The sequence below is a fragment of the Moorena sp. genome, from assembly GCF_982860115.1.
Genome location: NZ_CEYLVT010000142.1, coordinates 1 through 19,013, shown reverse-complemented (window position 1 = coordinate 19,013; position 19,013 = coordinate 1). Strand labels below are relative to the sequence as shown.

General features: G+C 43.3%; 12 protein-coding genes and 1 pseudogene. 4 read left to right on the top strand and 9 right to left on the bottom strand.

Annotated elements, in window-relative coordinates; all coding sequences use genetic code 11:
- Positions 1 to 152: 152 nt before the first annotated feature.
- Complete coding sequence (locus AC4II3_RS21575) at positions 153 to 1,544, bottom strand: proton extrusion protein PcxA (protein ID WP_488010810.1); 1,392 nt, start codon at positions 1,542 to 1,544, stop codon at positions 153 to 155.
- A 19-nt stretch (positions 1,545 to 1,563) separates the two neighbouring features.
- Positions 1,564 to 2,640, bottom strand: coding sequence for an RRXRR domain-containing protein (locus AC4II3_RS21570; RefSeq protein ID WP_488010812.1), 1,077 nt, complete (start codon positions 2,638 to 2,640; stop codon positions 1,564 to 1,566).
- Between the two features lie 315 nt (positions 2,641 to 2,955).
- On the opposite strand from AC4II3_RS21570, the gene AC4II3_RS21565 reads away from it, so the two are divergent.
- Complete coding sequence (locus AC4II3_RS21565) at positions 2,956 to 5,163, top strand: recombinase family protein (RefSeq protein ID WP_488010814.1); 2,208 nt, start codon at positions 2,956 to 2,958, stop codon at positions 5,161 to 5,163.
- Between the two features lie 109 nt (positions 5,164 to 5,272).
- Here the strand turns inward: AC4II3_RS21565 and AC4II3_RS21560 are convergent, their stop codons facing one another.
- Together AC4II3_RS21560 and cax are read right to left on the bottom strand one after the other, a co-directional pair.
- Entirely contained in the window at positions 5,273 to 6,466 is a 1,194-nt protein-coding gene (locus AC4II3_RS21560) for a serine/threonine protein kinase (protein WP_488010816.1), read from the bottom strand.
- 336 nt (positions 6,467 to 6,802) lie between these two features.
- A complete protein-coding gene (gene cax, locus AC4II3_RS21555; protein WP_488010818.1) occupies positions 6,803 to 7,921 on the bottom strand; it encodes a calcium/proton exchanger in 1,119 nt (372 codons plus the stop codon).
- 628 nt (positions 7,922 to 8,549) lie between these two features.
- Between cax and AC4II3_RS21550 the strand changes: the two genes are divergently transcribed.
- The 3 genes and pseudogenes from AC4II3_RS21550 to AC4II3_RS21540 all read left to right on the top strand — a co-directional run bounded on the left by AC4II3_RS21550 (position 8,550) and on the right by AC4II3_RS21540 (position 11,918).
- A complete protein-coding gene (locus AC4II3_RS21550; protein WP_488010820.1) occupies positions 8,550 to 11,267 on the top strand; it encodes a DUF3536 domain-containing protein in 2,718 nt (905 codons plus the stop codon).
- Positions 11,150 to 11,413: a helix-turn-helix domain-containing protein gene (locus AC4II3_RS21545; protein ID WP_490722884.1), complete on the top strand. Its 264-nt coding sequence runs from the start codon at positions 11,150 to 11,152 to the stop codon at positions 11,411 to 11,413. The genes AC4II3_RS21550 and AC4II3_RS21545 overlap by 118 nt, the downstream gene beginning before the upstream one ends.
- Positions 11,352 to 11,918, top strand: a pseudogene (locus AC4II3_RS21540) (transposase family protein). The gene AC4II3_RS21545 and the pseudogene AC4II3_RS21540 overlap by 62 nt, the downstream one beginning before the upstream one ends.
- A gap of 18 nt (positions 11,919 to 11,936) precedes the next feature.
- On the opposite strand, the gene AC4II3_RS21535 reads toward AC4II3_RS21540, so the two are convergent.
- The 5 genes from AC4II3_RS21535 to AC4II3_RS21515 all read right to left on the bottom strand — a co-directional run bounded on the left by AC4II3_RS21535 (position 11,937) and on the right by AC4II3_RS21515 (position 18,784).
- On the bottom strand, positions 11,937 to 12,206 hold the full coding sequence (locus AC4II3_RS21535) for a condensation domain-containing protein (protein ID WP_488010824.1): 270 nt from the start codon (positions 12,204 to 12,206) through the stop codon (positions 11,937 to 11,939).
- 26 nt (positions 12,207 to 12,232) lie between these two features.
- A complete protein-coding gene (locus tag AC4II3_RS21530) occupies positions 12,233 to 13,255 on the bottom strand; it encodes a condensation domain-containing protein (RefSeq protein WP_488029484.1) in 1,023 nt (340 codons plus the stop codon).
- A gap of 36 nt (positions 13,256 to 13,291) precedes the next feature.
- Entirely contained in the window at positions 13,292 to 13,555 is a 264-nt protein-coding gene (locus AC4II3_RS21525; RefSeq protein ID WP_488010828.1) for a TubC N-terminal docking domain-related protein, read from the bottom strand.
- On the bottom strand, positions 13,552 to 18,231 hold the full coding sequence (locus AC4II3_RS21520) for an amino acid adenylation domain-containing protein (RefSeq protein WP_488010830.1): 4,680 nt from the start codon (positions 18,229 to 18,231) through the stop codon (positions 13,552 to 13,554). Before AC4II3_RS21520 ends, AC4II3_RS21525 begins: the two co-directional genes overlap by 4 nt.
- A 367-nt stretch (positions 18,232 to 18,598) precedes the next feature.
- Positions 18,599 to 18,784, bottom strand: coding sequence for a beta-ketoacyl synthase N-terminal-like domain-containing protein (locus AC4II3_RS21515; RefSeq protein ID WP_488010832.1), 186 nt, complete (start codon positions 18,782 to 18,784; stop codon positions 18,599 to 18,601).
- Between the last annotated feature and the right edge of the window lie 229 nt (positions 18,785 to 19,013).

Genomic DNA, 19,013 nt, shown 5'->3' with positions numbered 1-19,013 from the left:
GAGTAGGGAGTAGGGAGTAGGGAGTAGGGAGTAGGGAGTAGGGAACAGGGAATAGGGAATAGGGAATAGCGATGCAGCGCTGCATCGCTGTTCCCTGTTCCCTCTTACAGACTGTTTATTTAGCATAAAAATTACGGTATAGCCATTATTATTTATTCATTCATCGTGCGATAGGTAGCTACTGCTGAAGGAGATATCCGATTTAGATAGCGGAAAATCCAATATTTTATCACTGCATCCAAGATAACTGGAAATGTGGCAATAAACAAAAATATAAACTCTCGACTTTCTGGTATTCCTAAATGTCGGGATAGGGCTTCTAGGATTATTTCCCAACCGTGGGGAGAGTGGAATCCTACAAATATATCGGTAAACAAAATAATGATAAACGCTTTGGCACTATCACTCAGCCCATAGATAATATCATCCATAAACGATTTTAAAATAATTACATCTCGCTTGCTGTTGATGATAACTAAGGCAAAAGCAAGTAGAGCTGTAATGTCAGCGAAAATATTTTTAATGGCATTGGAACCTTGATTGTGATAGTCTTCTGCTAGTTCGTTAGCTTTATGCTTAATTTCTTCTTCCATCTCCTCTTCAGATAGTTTAGAAGTAAACCCCAGTAAGCTTCTAAAGTGGAGTTCTTCTTCAAATTTTTTTAACTCTACCAGAGCTTCTTCTTCCATCTCATAATTTAAAAAAATAGCTGATTCATTGTTACTTCTAAAGTGATCAACTATGGGACTAACTAGAAACGTTTTAGAAATTTGCTGAGTTAAAATCGGAACAATAGTTAAAATTAGGATAAATTTAATAGAGATTACGGTTTTACGTTGAGACCGACGAAAGGTTTTGACAACTTTATCTTCAGCTCGTGGATCGAGTTCCTGCTGAATTCTTTTGACTGTTCCTACAATTGACCTAGGTAATACACCGGTTTTATCCGTTACTTTCTTGGAGTTAGCTCCTTGATTATTTCGAGATGACTTGTTGTCTGATTCCAAATAAGCGGCTTCTCGAAGATTGGAATTTTGCTTGATAACCTGTCTTGGACTGGCGTTAGTAATCTGAGTATCTGGTTTTTGGTTTATGGGAATCAATGCTGCGGTGTTTGTTTCTGGTTTTGGTGGAGCGTACTTGTTGAGTATTTCATCAATAAAATTTAATTTTTCAATAATTATTGACTGCTGATCGCTGAGGTCAATTGACTCAGATAACTGAGTATTTTCCCTAGCTTGTTGTTGACTAATTTCGAGAGGATTAGATCCAGTTAATTCAGAATTTATTATAACAGAACGACTGGTTTTAAATTCTGCTAGTCTAACGTTGATTGTCTTTATATATTTATTGATTTCTCCTTCAAAATAGGCAATGACGCTGTTACTATATTGACTGGTATCGGCGGAGATTTTTTGACCTCCAAAATATTCATCTTCAATCGCTTTGATTTTTAGTGCCGCTTTGTATGCCTGATCCAAGGCTCTCTCTGGTGTATCGAAGAACCATTGTCTAGCTGTGCGTAAGATAGTTTGAAGATTCATCAAATCTTCGCGCCTCCAATTAGTGGTTTATAATTAAGCCCGTCGAACGTTTTAATAGTCGGACTTTCCGGGCAGTGAATTGTCCGATTCGCTTCCAGTTGATATCGCTAACGGAAACCTGTCTTGCTGTTTCGCCGCTTACCCAACCTCGTGCTTGTTTCCCAGCCTTTACAGCTTCAACATAGTCTCCTTTACGAAAACCATGGCTAGTAGTTGTACCGCCGTATTTGCGCCGTTTTCCACCTTTATAAAACTGCAACAAATGTAATTGACGGCGGCTTATGGGGGGACGTTTTATAACAGAAAAAGTAGCATCAGTCACGTCACAGTTTCTTGGGACACTTAGCTTACCTTTGCTGTGATAATAGTTTTTGCGCCGGAAGAAATGGGTAGCAGCCAAAGCAATCCCATCTACTGCATGAGTGTTAACTGAAAGCCTACTTTTGTCAGCCTTGTCCTTGACCAGTCCTAGAGCCTCCCTTTTAAGGGCAGTCTCCCAGCCTTGTTTTTGAATAACTGGAGCTATTCTCTCTAACTGAGATATTGACCAATATTGACCTACCATCACAGGAGAAAATCCTTTACTACCTCTTGCTTTGACTACTTCGTAGACAATGACTCTTAATGGATACAAAAGGCTAAGCTCTTTGATTACCCGTTGTTCTAGCTGACGATTAGCTCGAATTGAAGGAGGAACTTTTTTTTCTCTTCTGTTCGAGAATCGTTTTTGTCTATGAGACCTTTGCGAGTAACGTACTTTGCGGTTTATTCGACGACTTCTACGAGTTCTTCGCATCATTCGTCGAGTATCCATGCGTACACGAACTTTCTTGTAGGGCAACACTAAATGCCCTGTCCAAAGAGTAGTCTTATTTGACTGAACAGCAATACCAGAAAACCGTTTTCCAGGGTCAACACCAACAGCAATGTCCTGAGTTTCTTCTCCAGACGGTTTGTTGACTAACTGAACAGCAAAAACATTTAGGTCGTTTTGGTAAACAACAGCTAAACCTTTATTAATCCAACGTCGAGCACGAGAGGCTTTAGTTGGCATTAATGGTCTCCCATCGGGAGAAATAACTGGAACTCGTAACATGGTGATAAACCTCACGAGAAAAGTATTTGAGTTGACAACTCGTCCCCTCGACCACCGAATTTAAGATGTCCTGTCCAACAGCAACTGACAACACAATTTTAAAGAGGTTTGAACTGGGGAAGTATTCAAACGTTCGTACCAAAACTCGGCTCAAATGGTCTAGTCAAACACGCATAATTGATTGTTTATGCAAGCCCCATCCCTCTATAGGGTGGGGTTATTGACTCAATTCTTTAGGTTCATACTCTGAACATCTCAGAGGTGCGCTCTTGCACCTAATTATTCCTAGAACTCTTACATCCTAGTTCATGTGGTATGATAACAAATTACCTAAAGAAAAATTCCGTGGTTCAAAATTCACTGTGGATAATTGGCTCAACTCGCACTGGCAAAACAACTCGCCTTGTGAGTCAGTTTTACCAATGGGTTGAAGGAGGACTGGATTGGTCAAACCCAAAGTCGAGTTCAAGATATCAAAGAACCCCCTCAAAAGCCCCAGGAATTTTAGTGTTTGCGGCTAATGACGATAATCGGCGGGAGTTGGCGGATCGGCTCACCGAGGTAATCCGGGGAAGGTATCCAGTACTTTCCAAGACACCTTTAGGTTTTTTTCAAGATGAGGTAATGCTATTTTGGCCCTTGTTAATTGGGCGATTTGACCTCAAGGCACAGTTTCCGTTGCGATTGCGTCCTGAGACTGAGCAGGACTTAGCCACCCAGCACTGGCGTACTGAGCTGGATAATGATCTACTACAACTGCCAGGGGGGAATGATTACACTAGAGTTCGCCGCCTCCTGGACTTGTTACAATTAGCAGCAGTGAGTGGGATACCTGTTGAAGACATTCCCCACATGTTAACGGTCGGGATTCCAGAGGAGGAAGGAAACCCGGAACTTTGGTCAACGGTGGGAAAGCTGTTGCTAGAGTGGCGAAGCTGGTGTCTAGAGAGGGGATTCTTAACCTACGGGATTATTGCTGAACTGTATTGGCGGTATTTGTTGCCAGACCCCACTTATCAGCAGTATTTGCAGCAGCGATATCAGGCAGTGCTGGCGGATGATGTGGATGACTATCCTGCGATCGCTCGGGATTTATTTGAGACTCTACTCAATCAAGGGGCTGTGGGAGCTTTTAGCTTTAATCCTAATGGACAGGTACGCTTGGGCCTTAATGCTGACCCGAATTATCTAGCGGATTTGGCATCCCGTTGCTTGGTGGAAATCTTACCGGATTCATCTATTGACGCAATGCCTGTTGAATTGGCAAACACAGTAGTGGAATTAATTAGTAATTCCATGTTTATTGAGGGTCTACCTGAGTCTATCCAATCGATTCAAACTACCTCCCGCGCTCAACTGTTGCAGCAAACGGCTGGGGTGATTAGTCAAGCTATCAAGTCTGGGCAAGTGCAGCCTGGTGAAATAGCGATCATTGCTCCAGGTCTAGATGCGATCGCACGCTACACCTTAACGGAAATCCTGACTAACTTTGGCATTGCTGTAGAACCCCTCAACGACCAGCGCCCATTAGTTAGCTCACCTATGGTTCAGGGACTACTAACCTTACTAGCGCTAGTTTATCCTGGCTTGGGACGGTTAGTGAATCGAGATGCGATCGCACAAATGCTGGTAGTGCTCAGTAGCCAACCACAAGTGCAGGAGTTGAAGGGTGAAAGTTCAAATATGCAACCGGCAACCCTAATTGACCCTGTCCGTGCTGGTTTATTAGCGGATCACTGCTATGCTCCTGATCCTGAGCAACCTCGTCTGTTACCAGTGGAGTCGTTTCCTCGTTGGGATAGGTTAGGGCATCAAGCAACAACTGCCTACTCAGAGATTTTCCAATGGTTAGAACTACAGCGGGAGCAACAACAACAGGGTCTGATTCCTTCTTGCTTGGTAGTTTTCGACCGCGCCATTCAGAAATTTTTGTGGCATGGCTCTAATCTCGCCTATGAACAGCTAGCAGCACTGCGGGAACTGATGGAAACTGCTCAACACTACTGGGAAGTGAATGGACGCCTGGGGAAAGAGTTGAAGGTGAATGATTCGAGCCAAACGAACCAACAACCATCTAACCGTCAGCGTTCCACCCAAACTATCGCCCAATTCATTCTGATGCTACGTCGTGGCACCGTTACTGCTAATCCCTATCCCGTCCGTCGCCTACCCACAGCTACCAATGCTGTCACCCTTGCTACTATTTTCCAATACCGTGCCGCTCGCCGCTGCCACCGTTGGCACTTTTGGTTAGATGCAGGTTCTTCCCTCTGGCTCAGTGGTGGTGCAGCTACCCTTTTCGGAGCTCATCTTTTTCTAAAGGAATGGTCTGGACGTCCTTGGACAGAGGAAGATAAAGTCCAAGCTGATCAACAGCGATTAGAGCGGATTTTGCGAGATTTATTCGGTAGAGTTACAGAGCGGCTTTACTTGTGTCATAGCGAATTAGCGGTTAGTGGCACAGAGCAGAATGGTCCGCTATTATCTTTGATACATACCGCGATAAATACTGCTGTTTCTTGACAATTCTACTGGGATATTTCTGTTAGAAGTATTGGCATGTTTGAGTTCAACTTTTACCAGCGCGAAGCAGCAAGCTATATCCTTTTCGTATTAATTTACGTATTAAAAATTAAAAACCAGAGACCAAGCCCAAGACAAATATCCACAACATCACGCTCACTGGTAAGCCAAAGAGAATCCCCACGATTGCCCAGCCTCTTTGGTGAGCTTTGAAGTGTTCAATACTCCGCCAGCGACGACTTTTCCAAGCCCATTCATTGCCCTTGGCACCGAGCGCGATCGCCATAAACCAACCCACTTGAGGCACCCATGCTATCAGTCCAATCCAAACATTATTCGTCATAGGCCAAAACCAAGGTATCAAAAAAGCTCCCCAGTTCCAGCCTTTGATTTCATCTGGTACCGGTACTCGATCATCCAATACACCCCCTTGACCTGAATTATTCACAAAGGTGGATCGGGGGAGTGTGATCAGTTTGTTGGTTTTGGGAGTATTGAGTGTCATGCCCAACTCTAGGGCTAGAATTGCTTCAGACGCACTTTTGAAGCGTTGCTCTGGAGCTGGTTCGGTCAGCTTCTGAATCCAGCTGATCAGGTTAGCACTGAGGTTGACTTGGTCTTTAAAGCAAATGCGCAAATTCCGCTGGGGCAACTCAGCAGGTGCTGTCCCGGTGAGCAAATGAATCAACGTCGCCCCTAAGCCATACAAATCCGATGCTGGTACTGCCCTACCACCAAACTGTTCCATGGGGGCGTAACCATAGGTTCCCACTACCGTAAATGTAGCGCCCTCTTTAGACGCCCGATCCTGCACTGACCCAAAATCGACGACATAAATCTGCCCATCATCTCCTAAAATTAGATTGCTAGGCTTAATATCTCGGTGCAGTACAGCTGGATTGAGCTGATGGAGAAATTCAAGAATTTTCAGCACATCCACAGCGATTTGGCGCACTTCCCCTTCTGTAAATCGTTTACCTTGATTTAGTTTTTCCTTGAGGGAGGAGCCAGGAATATAGTTGTGTACCAAGCCAAACCAGAGTACTCGGTCATCAATGTTAAAATAATCAAGATACTTGGGAATCCGGGGATGATTGAGCTGTTTAAGCACCTGTGCTTCTCGCTCAAAGAGTTTTAAATCGTCCCAATTAACGTCACCACCAAATGCCAGCAGTTTAACAACTACCAATTCTGGAGGTGAAACTTCTAGATCCTCAGCTAGCCAAGTTTGTCGTCCAGCATTATGTCCCAGTTGTTGCTTGAGTTGATAGCGCTCATGTAATATCTGTTCGGCTTCCAGCATCTCGGCTTAATGTCCTCAGTGGCTCATCCATCCCATCAGCGTGCTCGGTTAATCTCAAGCTAGATGGGTGGATGAAGGGCAAAGGGCAAAGGCTAAAGGGGGAAGGAGTGGGTTAGATGATGATTTTTCTTACCAATCAATTTGTCTTACGAATCAAACCGATTTATCAATTGACAATTGACCCCTCTAGCTTTACTATAGCCAGATTTTTTTGGGATGACAGGGATGATAACAGTTTATTCACTTAAATTTTGCGTTCCCGTAGCCACGACCGGGCGAGCATTGCTTTGTTCATCATCACCTTCATGCATCAAACTCTACACACTAAGCGTTAACTCAACCCAATCCTTCAACCACTGGATGGAAGTAAAACGCTAGTCCCAATACCACATAAGCTGCTAATAGCAACACTCCTTCGAGCCAATTTGACTTACCATCAGAACTAATCGAATTAGTAATCAACACAGCTACGGCTACTGCTACCAATTCAAAGGGATTAAAATCCAAATCCATCGGCTGACCCATAAACCACCCAGCTAGCACTAACACTGGCGCAACAAATAGGGCAATTTGCAGACTAGACCCCACGGCTACGGAAACTGAGAGATCCATCTTATTCTTCATCGCGACAGTTACCGCAGTGGCGTGTTCTGCTGCATTACCAATTACGGGCAGTAAAATTACTCCGGTAAACAGCGCTGTTAGTCCTAACTGTGATGTTGCAGATTCCAAGCTATCCACCAAAAGTTCTGACTCTAGTGCCACCAGCAGGGTAACCACTACCAAGACTCCTACCCACAACCACATATTAGGCAGATGTTTAGATTCGGAACTGGCCATTTCACCCTGCTCTGTTTCTTCTAACTCTATTTCCGCCATTCCCACATCAAACAGATAGGTGTGGGTTTTCATGGAAAATAACAGACTTAGCCCATAAACCAGAATTAAAACCAGGGCAACTGCCACCGAAAGCTGTTGTAATGTAGATTGAGGAATACCAATGGATGTGGTATCCATTGCTGTCGGTAGCAACATGGCAATCACTGCTAGGTTCATTGAAGAGGCATTCACCCGCGCCACAATGGGCTGAAACTCCTGTTCTTTGTAACGCAATCCACCCAGCAGCATCGCAAATCCCATCACTAGGAGTAGGTTACCGATGATGGAGCCAGTGATGGTGGCTTTAACCACTTCTACTAACCCAGCATTCAGGGCAATTAGGGCAATGATTAATTCTGTAGCGTTGCCAAAGGTGGCATTTAATAGCCCTCCTAGGTTTGGACCGAGCACCACAGCGATTTCTTCTGTGGCTGTTCCCATCCATGCTGCTAAAGGAATAATTGCTAAGCAAGACGTAATGAAGATAACTGCCGAGTTCCACTCTAGAAATTCAGCGGCTACTGAAATGGGAATAAATACTAGCAAAATTGACAAAATTTGGTTTTTGGTGAGCATTTAGGTTTCTTTACCTCAAAAAAATTACTATTCTAGTTAGTTTCAGGGACTAGGGCAGTATCGAAACGGGCTTGGTCAATCCCTCTTCCTATCCCCCCGTCTCCCTAAGCTGTCACGGCCCTAAGCTGTCACGCACTTAATTTTTGGGTTGAGACTGATGGGGAGATGGGGAGATAGGGAGATGGGCGGATGGTTTGACGGTTTCTTTCATAACATGAAAAGATGAAATTTAGATGCGTGTTAGCTTATCAACTGAGATAGGCAAATTAGATAGTCAAGTACCTTACTCTGTAGCTGCTGTGCTCAATAAAGCTTTTCGATACTCAACGATTTCTCAAGCGCATCAGTCCTAGGATATATTTTTTAACCATAGAAATTTGCTATGATCTGGTTAAGATTGATAAAATTACTGCAATTTCCGTAAACTGATTAGAATTACTTGAATTAAACCTTGCGGTTGAATTCATCATTGTGTTAAGCATTTAACGTTTGTCCTAACTATCCGCTACTTTTGTTCGTTACTGCCAAACCAGTATGAGTTTGCTCAAGGGTATTCGCTGCCCGGCCCCAAACATGACGTTCTGGGGTTGGGTTAGCTGTCTTGCTGTTTTTTTGAATGCATATTCCCATGACTTCAGTAGCTGAACTGCTAGTTTTACAAGCTGAGGAAATAAAGTCCACTGCTAAGTCCACTGCCAAGATCAAGCACTACTCGACGCTCAACAACGACTTCCTAGATACGGCCACAGGTGTCTATATTACTATCCACGGTCATTTCTACCAACCGCCTCGGGAAAACCCTGATCTAGATACCATTGAGCGTCAGCCTACTGCTGCTCCGTTTCATGACTGGAACGAACGGATTTACTATGAGTGCTACCGCCCCAATGCCTTTGCCAGGGTATTAAATGACCAGGGGGAAGTGATAGATATTGTCAACAACTATGAGTATTTGAGCTTCAATATTGGTCCAACCTTAATGTCCTGGCTGGAAAATTACGATCTCGAAGTGTATCAGCGGATTCTGGAAGCGGACAAGAAGAGTTGTGTACGCTTAAATGGTCATGGGAATGCGATCGCTCAAGTGTACAACCACATCATCCTTCCCCTAGCCAATGAACGGGACAAATACACCCAAATCCGTTGGGGAAAAGCGGACTTCCGTTCCCGCTTTGGTCGTGAACCGGAAGGGATGTGGCTGGCGGAAACGGCAGTAGACTATCTGACCTTAGAAGCATTGGTAGCAGAAGATATTCGGTTTATTATCCTAGCCCCTTCCCAAGCTCAACGTTGCCGCCCAATTCCCAGTGAACACACCAGTGAACACACCAGTGAACACAATAGTAATTCTCCATGGCAGGAAGTGGGAGGTGCTCAGATTGACCCTACTCGCCCTTACCGTTGCTTCCTCAAAAATGGCAAGTTTATTGATATCTTTTTCTATGATGGCCCAATCTCCAGAGATATGGGCTTCAATGATTTACTCAGCAGCACTGAACACTTCGCCAAGCGTTTGGGTCAAGCAGTACGTGGGGATCATCCCAGTGCCCAGTTGATTGCTGTGGCAACGGATGGGGAAACCTTTGGCCATCACAAAACAGGCACTGAGAAGTGTATTGCCTACGCTTTTACCCATGAGTTTCCCCAGCGCAACTGGACAGTAACTAACTTTGCCCACTACCTGAGCTTGAATCCGCCCACCTGGGAGGTGGTACTGAAGCCAGTAACAGCCTGGAGTTGCTCCCATGGGGTTGACCGTTGGCAAGATGATTGTGGCTGTGGTGGTGACGGGCAGTGGCACCAAAGGTGGCGTCGCCCCCTGCGGAATGCCCTGGATTGGTTACGGGATCAATTGATTCAGGTATATCAAAAGACTGGTAGCCAATTCTTCCATGACCCTTGGCTAGCGCGGGATGAGTATATCCAAGTGATTCAGAACCGTTTCCCAGCCAATGTGGACAGTTTTCTGGAGCGTCATAGTACTCACCCACTGACGACCGCTGAACAAGTGGATGCCTTACGACTGCTGGAAATGCAGCGTCATGCTCTGCTGATGTATACCAGTTGTGGTTGGTTTTTTGAGGAAATCTCCCGTCCAGAAGGGGTTCAGATTCTGCGCTATGCTGCCCGTGCTATGGAGTTAGCTGGTGATGTTGCTAAAGTCCAACTGGAAGAAGAATTTATCCAACGCCTTGCTCTAGCACCGAGTAATGTAGAATGCTTTAAAACTGGTGACCAGATTTATCGGCAACTAGTGCTGTCAGCCCAGGTTAGCTGGAAGCAAGTAGTAGCAGACTACGCCATTAGTTCCCTATTTAAGAAGTATTCCCAAGAAGACAAAATCTACTGTTACTATGCCCATCAGCAATATTACCAGCTAAAACGAATCGGAGCATTAACCCTAGCTGTGGGACAGTTACAATTGGCTTCTGAGATCACTAGGGCAAGTGGTGATTTTGTGTTTGCCTTGCTATACCTAGGTGCTTGGGACTTCCACTGCTGTATTCAACCCCTTGCTGAATGTCGAGCCTACCGCCAGCGGTTGGAAACATTATTTAATGCCCTAGACCAAGGCAGTGCAGCCCACACAATTTTGGTAATGAATCAGCTGTTTGGGCAGCAACATTTTAATTTGCAGCATCTGTTTGCTGAAGAGCGACACCGGATTATGCAGCTGTTGAGCCAGGAAACCTTGACCCGTTTGGATCAGCTCTATACCGAGGTTTATCGGGATAATTATAGAGCCTTGATCGCTTTCCATCAGGGTGGGTTATCTGTTCCCAAAGAGTTGCAAGTAGCAGCAGAAATTGCTATATCCAATCAGTGTATTACTGTAATTAGGGCATTAGATAGTGATAGCAGTGATCAGCAGGTGGTATGGAGTAGGTTGGCAGAGTTAGAAGCGATCGCAACAGCAGCGAATCATCTCCACTGTCAGTTGGATACCCTAGAAGTCAAGCAAACCTTAGAAAACTTAATTTTGCGTACGCTCTGGCAAATTCTTTACGATAGTAACCCAGAGGAAGTGGAAGTGGATATTCAACGGCTAGAAAAAATGATTGATATAGGCAATCAGCTCAATCTCAGCTTATCCTTAGATCGTTGCCAAGAACTGTACTTGCAGTACTTCCATAACCAACTTTTGCCTCAGCTTATCCAAAGCCAAGACTTAGAGAAAGATAGTAAAGATAGTGATAGCAATGGCAGCTATCCCTGGCTATGTAAAATTTGTACCTGCAGCGCTTCCCTCAGGACTTCACTTTCCCCAAGCCCCCTACTTCAGTTGGGTCAAACCTTAGCAGTGGATCTCAGTGGTTGGATCACCAACCTACCCTCACCAGGGTAGGGGAGTATCGCACCTATTTCCACATTGCTACTGATTGGGGAGTTTCAGAGTCCACTATCTGCCGGACTGTTCTAAGGGTTGAAAATGCTCGCTTTGCAATCGGGTCAGTTCAGCCAAACTGGAAAAAAGCAACTGGTAAGGAATAGCAACCCCCCTAATGTCACAGTCATGGATGTTACGGAAACTGTTATTGAGCGTCCATATGTTAAGCAAAAGCAATTCTATTCCGGCAAAAAAAAGAGTCACACTCTCAAAAGCCAACTGATTGTTGATCAAGATACAGGTCAAATCATTTGTACTTTCTGATGGCTTGGGTTGTCGTCATGATGCATGCTTTGTTTAAGGTATCAGGAGTTCACTTCCATCCTGAAACAGAGAGTCTAAAAGAAACGTGGCTACCAGGGAATTTATCGTTATCATGCCAACAGTCATGTGCCGTTCAAGAAACCCAAGAATGGTTTGCTCTCAAAGTTGAAGCGTTCTTACAATCGGGCCTTGGGACGAGAACGCATCTGTATTGAGCATATTAACAGACGCTTAAAGATTTTTAAAGTCCTTCAAGCGCGTTATCGTAATCGCCGTCGTCGTTTTGGTTTGCGCTGTAATTTGATTGCGGCTATCTATAATCATGAACTGAGGGAAGCCCCATGATTGTTTTAATATTACATCCTAGCACAAAGCCAATTTTGCAAGAGGTCTATTGTTCCACTCTACCAGTATTTGCTCTAGCTCTGGCTCTGTCATTAATGGCAACTGGCTCACAGGTCGCTCGGTCGTCTCTACTGCTGCTGATAGTAAGTTTTCATAATGTGACACCATCCGACTAATTGTTTCGGCCTCAAACAAGTCTCGGTTATAGGCACATAATCCTTTGATTTCTTCTCCTTCTAGCCACAGATGTAACTCTAAGTCCATCCGCACTGTCATTTGATCTCCCATCCATCGCTCCCAACCTAACTCTACCTCTAAGTTAGGTTGGGAGCGATGGATGGTTTCATGTGTTCACTCTCCTGAACGGCAAACACTACCTGAAATAAGGGGTTTTGCGATAGAGACCGTTCTAGCTGCAACTCTTCCACCAATTTTTCAAAGGGTATGTCTTGGTTACCATAAGCTTCTAGAGCTGTTTGTTTAACTCGGTTTAATACTTCTGTGAAACTAGGGTCCCCTCCCAGGTCTGTATACATGACTAGGGAGTTGACAAAGAAACCTATCAACCCTTCTATTTCACTGCGGTTGCGGTTAGCTATCGGTGTTCCTACTGCTATACTTTCTTGACCACTGTAACGATACAGCAACACTTTAAAGACTGCTAACAGGGTCATAAATAGGGTGGTTCCCTGCTTTTGGGTGAGTTGTTTAACCTTTGATGTTAGTGTTGCTGGTATCTTGATCGGTATACCTGCTCCATTAAAAGTTTGAACTGCGGGTCGGGGATGGTCTGTGGGTAGTTGTAGTTGAGGTAAGTCTTGGAGCTTTTGCTTCCAATAGTTGAGTTCGCTTTCGAGGGTTTCACCTTGTAAGTAGTTCCTTTGCCAAACTGCAAAGTCGGCATATTGTATGGGTAGCTCTGGTAATGGGGATGGTTGGTCTTCCAGTGTGGCAGTGTAAATAGCCGAAAGTTCTTTGGGCAATACTGTCAGTGACCAGCCATCGCTTGCTATGTGATGTAATGTGATTTGCAGTATGTGTTCTGTTGTTCCTAGTTTAAACAACTGAGCTCGTATGGGGGGGTCTACGTCTAGATTGAATCTTTGTTCATTTTCTTGTTGGAGTAGTTGTTGTAGTTTGGTAGTTTGCTCAGATGGTGTTAACCCACTTAGGTCTTTTTTGGGTAGTTCTAATTCAAAGGGGGGTTGAATTATTTGTACTGGTGTGCCGTTGATTTCACTGAAGGTGGTTCTCAGGGTTTCATGGCGAGCGATGATTTGGTTGAGACTTTTTTTTAGGGCTACATAGTCTAGTTTTCCTACTAGATTTAGGGTCAATGGCACATTGTATGCGTTGCTACTAAAGGCCATTTTTTAAAGAAACCATAGCCTTTGTTGTGCATAGGATAAGGGGATTACCTTTTCCCTAGAAATTGGTTGAATGGAACTAGCTACAGATTGCTGAATTGTCTGGACTTCCCTAAGCAAATCTAGGAGTTCTGCTTTGCGCTCAACTATATCCTTTTTAAGTTCTGGAGTTATTACTCCCTTCGGAGAACGATAGCGGAGTTGCTCTCCATCTATCCAAAATTTCACACCCAGATTTTGCAAGTAAGAAACGAAATCAATTGTTTTCATAATACTTCCTCCTCATAGTCTATTTCTGTTTCTGATTTTAATGTCTTTTCTTCTTGGGCTAGTTGACTCAGCACTTCTAAGCTTTTGGCTATGTCAGCAATAGTCGGTGACTCAAATAAACGCTTTAAGGTTAGTTCAATCTCAAAAATATTTCGCACCCGAGACACAACCTGAGTTGCCAGTAAAGAATGCCCACCCAAATCAAAAAAGAAGTTATCATATATTCCCACCTTTTCTATTCCTAACAATTCTTGCCAAATCTCTGTTAATACTTTCTGTGTCTTTGTCTGGGGAGCTACATACTCCGTTGACACACTACTAGCCACATCCGGTACAGGTAAAGCTTTACGGTCTACCTTACCGTTAGGAGTCAGAGGCAGTTGCGACAACACCATCAACCCTGATGGCACCATATATTCTGGCAACCGCAACTCCAGATACTCTCTCAACTCCGGTACCAGTTGCTTTCCTACCTCGGAACTCAAGGGATTAGTCCCATAATGATGCCAGTTACTTGCTACCACCGATTTTTGAGTTAGGGGTGTTAACACTATCCCGTCTTGGGCTAACTGTCTGCGCACAAATACCCCATCCATCAATTCTCCTCTTCCCTGAGCAGACCAACACAACTCTAAGCTATACCCTAAATCTGAACTCAGTTCATATAACCTCTCTGGGTCGATGCCATTGACTGGCTTTGACTCTAACTTCTGCCTCAACTGCTGCACATTCAGTTTTGATTCTGGCTGTGATAACAACTCCACTAAACCTACCTCATTAGCCACTCTGCTATTGACTAAACCACTAAAGCAAATTGATTCTGGCTCTTGGTGTCGCAGATAAGTTTCTATCTCTTGAGCACTCATATCCGCTCCACTTTCTACAGTCGGTGCTATTATTGATGCTGCTTGGGCTTGTATATGCAACAGTACGCTATAGCGATATTTATTCAGTTCGTTTTGCTCCCTTCCCCTCTCTAAACGTATTTGTACATGAGTTATTTCTGGGTGTTTTTCTTTGAGAGCTACAAACAACTCTGGTGAGACTAACAACTCGGTCTCCTGCTCCATTTGTCTGTCTATCTTTTCCTTGAGTTGTTCTACTGATAATGATGGAGTTGCTTGATACAGTTGCACCGAACTGTGAAAGGCTTTCATTAATGGCCGACTCCGGATATCCCCTAAAAATATCATTCCTCCTGGTTTGACTACCCGGATACTGTTTTCTATTACTTGCAACAGATACTCCACACTGGGAAAACACTGGACTATGGAATTCAGCAATACGACATCGAAACTGTTATCTGCTATACCAGCCCTGTTTTCGGCTCGTTTCTGTGCTAAGGAAACATGACCATATTTCTCTGGTTCCTGTTCTATTTGTTTCTTGATGTATTCTAATGAGGCGTTGGAGATATCTGTTCCATAATATTTTTGTGTCTGGGGTGCGATTTGAAACAGGAGCATTCCTGTGCCACAACCTATTTCCCACACACTCTCTGGTTTCTGGGCTAATACTTGAGTTACTATATCTCTTGCCCAGATGCGCATTTGTTGTTCTGGTATTTGCTGGTTATCGTAGTTGCTTAACCATCCTTTGGTATTGAATAGGGGGTCAGTTACTTCACTGAGTTGGTCGTATATTAGTTGGTTGTATACGTCTTGCCAACTATCTACTTGGGTTTCTGATAGTTCTCGGTTGGAGGTGGTTATGGTTTGGGTTTCTGGTACTATGTATGCTACTAGGCGTTTGTCTCCTGGGTTGTCTTCTCTTGCTAATACTACTGTTTCTTTGACTTTAGGGTATGAATTGATAACTGCTTCTATTTCTCCTGTTTCGATACGATATCCCCTGATTTTTACTTGGTGGTCTATTCTACCCAAGAATTCGATGTTGCCATCGGCTAAGTAGCGAACCAAATCCCCTGTCTTATATAATTTTGACTTTTGACTTCCCTCCTTGGGGGTAAGGGAGGGGTTGACTTTTGAATTATCAAAAGGGTTGGGAATAAATTTGGAGGCTGTGAGTTCGGGGCGGTTGTGGTAGCCTGTTGCTAAACTATCTCCTTCGATATGAAGTTCTCCCGCTACTCCTATGGGCACTGGTTGTAAATTTATATCCAAAATATATACTTTGGTATTGGATATTGGCTTACCAATAGGTGGTGAAATACTGCCCTCCTGACCTGAAACTACCAACCCAGAGGTAGTAACAACTGTATTCTCTGTCGGACCATAGTTATTAAATACACAGAATGGTAAAGCTGCCGATGGGTAATTGTGCAGTTTGTCTCCTCCTGTGAGTACAGTTCTCAATTTTGTTTGTGCAGGCCATTCTAAGGAACACAAATTCTCCAATAGAGGTGTGGGCACAAAACTAATTGTTATTTGTTCTGAGATTAGCCAATTTCTGAGTGCTTCTGGAGACAGACGAGTTTCTGAGTTGACTAAGTGTAAGCAAGCGCCTGCACTCAGGTAAGGCCAGATTTCCCAGACAGAGGCGTCAAAACCTACTCCGGCTATTTGAGACGCTTTGTCTGATGATTTGACTTCAAAAGTACGTTGATGCCAGAACACTAGATTTAATAATCCTTGATGGGGAATAGTTACCCCCTTTGGTTGACCCGTAGAACCTGAAGTATAGATAACGTAAGCTAACTGATTAGCTGTTACCTGATTTTCGGGTATTTGCTGACTCTGTTGATTAATAATTTCTTCATCTGTATCCAAACAAATCACAGTTTCTATAGTTTCCGATAGATGATGCTGCCATTTTTTTTGAGTCAGTAGTATAGAGAGTTGTGCATCTTCTACCATGTAATTGAGACGGGAAGTTGGATAATTCGGGTCTAATGGCACATAAGCTCCTCCCGCTTTGAGTATGGCTAATAAACCTACTACCATCTCTAAGGAACGCTCTACACATATTCCCACTAGGGTTTCTGGAGCTACTCCCAATTTTTGTAAGTAATTAGCTAGTTGATTAGCTTTGCTATTTAATTGGGAATAGGTTAGCTTTTGCTCCTCAAATACTACTGCTATTGCATTTGGGTTGTTTTCGACCTGTTCCTCAAATAACTGATGGATACATTTATCATTTGGGTAATCTGTTTTCGTATTATTCCATTCTACCAATATCTGTTCTCGCTCTACCTCTGTCATTAATGGTAGTGCTGTTACTCTCTGTTGCGGATCATTCACTATCCCTTCTAACAAGTTCTGGAAATGACCAGCCATTCTGGCAATAGTTTGCTCATCAAATAAGTCAGCATTGTATTTTAACAACCCAACCAGAGATGAGTCCTCTTCAAACATTTCCAGTAATAAATCATATTGACTTTCATACTGTTCGAGTACAAAAGGTTCTACTTCAAGTCCTCCCCAATTCATCAAGGTTTTTTTGCTGCTAAAAAAATCCTTTGGCACATCTTGAGATTCCAGGAATTTTTGTAGTACAAAGTAAGCCTGAAAAAGAGGAGCACGACTGGAGTCACGTTCTAGCTGTAACTTATCTACCAATAAAGCAAAGGGATAATCTTGATGAGCTAGTGCTCCCAGGACTGTCTGGCGTACTTGAGAGAGGAAATCTCTAAAAGAGAGATTCCCTGACAAATCTGCTCTCATCACTACTGAGTTTACAAAGTAACCAACAAGAGAAGCAAACTCCGCTTTTGTTCTAGCAGAAGTAGGAGAACCTACTAAAATATCCTCTTGACCGGTGTAACGATACAGAAGCACTTGAAAAGCAGCCAACAGAGTCATATAAAGAGTTGCCCCCTCTGTTTGAGCTAGTTCCTTCAATTGTTCAGTCAACTTTTCGGATAATTTGAAGGGATAGCTGCCACCATTATCAGTCTGTATAGGGGGTCGTGGTTTGTCTGTAGGCAAATTCAAGACAGGTAATTCCCCGCCCAATCTTTGTTGCCAATAGTTCCATAGTTGTTCTCCTTCTTGTCCTTCTACTAACTCCTTTTGCCAACTAACATAATCTTGATAAGAATACTGTAGTGGTGGTAGGGATGCCTCAATTCCATTTAGTTTATCTTGGTAAAGTTGTGGCAGCTCTTTGGCAATTAAGTTCCATGACCAACCATCTAAAGCAATGTGATGTATTGTCAGTAACATAATATGGTCTTGCTCGGAACAAGTGAACCACCTAACTCGCATCACTGGTTCTGTTTCTAGGTTAAAAGGATGTCTGTGAGCTGCAACTACCTTTTTGTTTAATTCCTCTTCACTCCAACTAGAAGCATCTATCTGTAAGAAGTCTAACTCTTGATGTTGATGTAGTTGTTGGATTGGTTGTTCGCCCAACTTCGGGAATGTACTCCGTAGTAGCGGATGCCTTTCCCTTAGAGCTTGAAAAACCTGTTGCCAAATAGTTATATCTACTTTGGAGTAGATCCGAACCGAAAATGACACATTATAATTATGACCCTGAGGTGATAGCTGCCACAAAAACCAGAGACCTTTTTGACCATAAGAGAGGGGATGGACTTGGGATATATCTGGATTTTCGTTTAGTAACTGTAAGATTTCTGATTTATACTGCTCTAATTCGGCCATAACATCAGTTGTCAGTACTTCTTGGGAACCTCCAGTTCTTAACTTTCCTCCATCATTCCATACTCTAACCCCTTTGAGAGAAAGGTCTTGTAATAATTGAATTAAGTTCATAGTTCTACCTTGATCCAGTTATTTCATTTACTGTTATCTGTGCGATCGCTTTGATTTAGTTGTTACTTTAGTTGATTTTATAGAGCAGCAATGGTGATTACTTACATAGTTTTTTTGTAGTGGTACACAAGTATTGATTTTAGCTCCCGAAACCTCCATTATGCCGTAGCAAAATCACTACATCTTTATCACTACATTTTATTTAAAGGTTTGTGTATATTGATTAGGTAATTTTTCATGGCTAATACTGGAGCTGCTTTATTTTGGATATGAGCAGTTAATATCTTTGGCTCTCCTAGCTTGATTGAAAACCCAGTGACATCATAGGGGAGTAATATGATCTAATTCAGTTTGTGTAATTATCTCTTTATAATCTCTTTTGATAATCATTTACAGTAATACTAACAAAAACTCCTGTAGACTGACCTTCTAAGGGTTTTGGAATGTGCCCGTCATTTTCCATGGCTTCCCAACTAACTTCCAGAAGTAACCGATGTTCTGGATCGAGACTGACAGTGTCCCGAGGTGAAATCCCAAAAAATCGAGTATACATCTTACCTGGAACGCTTGGATCACGGTTGTAGTAAGCATTAAATCCTAACCTTTAGCAGGAATTTCTGTAATCGCATCATTCGTCACAAGTTCAGGTTGTGTATCATTTGTCAATGACTTATAGCAATTATTATACTCATGAGGTACAAGTTTCTGGGTTTTAGGGAGCAGGGAGCAGGCAATAGGCAATAGGCAATAGGCATGCTAGACCCACCCCTAACCCCTCCCAG

Bases quoted from the DNA above. Each gene is read 5' to 3' on its own strand.
- AC4II3_RS21575 (WP_488010810.1), bottom strand. From the start codon at position 1,544: ATGAATCTTCAAACTATCTTACGCACAGCTAGACAATGGTTCTTCGAT.
- AC4II3_RS21570 (WP_488010812.1), bottom strand. From the start codon at position 2,640: ATGTTACGAGTTCCAGTTATTTCTCCCGATGGGAGACCATTAATGCCA.
- AC4II3_RS21565 (WP_488010814.1), top strand. From the start codon at position 2,956: ATGATAACAAATTACCTAAAGAAAAATTCCGTGGTTCAAAATTCACTG.
- AC4II3_RS21560 (WP_488010816.1), bottom strand. From the start codon at position 6,466: ATGCTGGAAGCCGAACAGATATTACATGAGCGCTATCAACTCAAGCAA.
- cax (WP_488010818.1), bottom strand. From the start codon at position 7,921: ATGCTCACCAAAAACCAAATTTTGTCAATTTTGCTAGTATTTATTCCC.
- AC4II3_RS21550 (WP_488010820.1), top strand. From the start codon at position 8,550: ATGACTTCAGTAGCTGAACTGCTAGTTTTACAAGCTGAGGAAATAAAG.
- AC4II3_RS21535 (WP_488010824.1), bottom strand. From the start codon at position 12,206: ATGGGAGATCAAATGACAGTGCGGATGGACTTAGAGTTACATCTGTGG.
- AC4II3_RS21525 (WP_488010828.1), bottom strand. From the start codon at position 13,555: ATGAAAACAATTGATTTCGTTTCTTACTTGCAAAATCTGGGTGTGAAA.
- AC4II3_RS21520 (WP_488010830.1), bottom strand. From the start codon at position 18,231: ATGAACTTAATTCAATTATTACAAGACCTTTCTCTCAAAGGGGTTAGA.
- AC4II3_RS21515 (WP_488010832.1), bottom strand. From the start codon at position 18,784: ATGTATACTCGATTTTTTGGGATTTCACCTCGGGACACTGTCAGTCTC.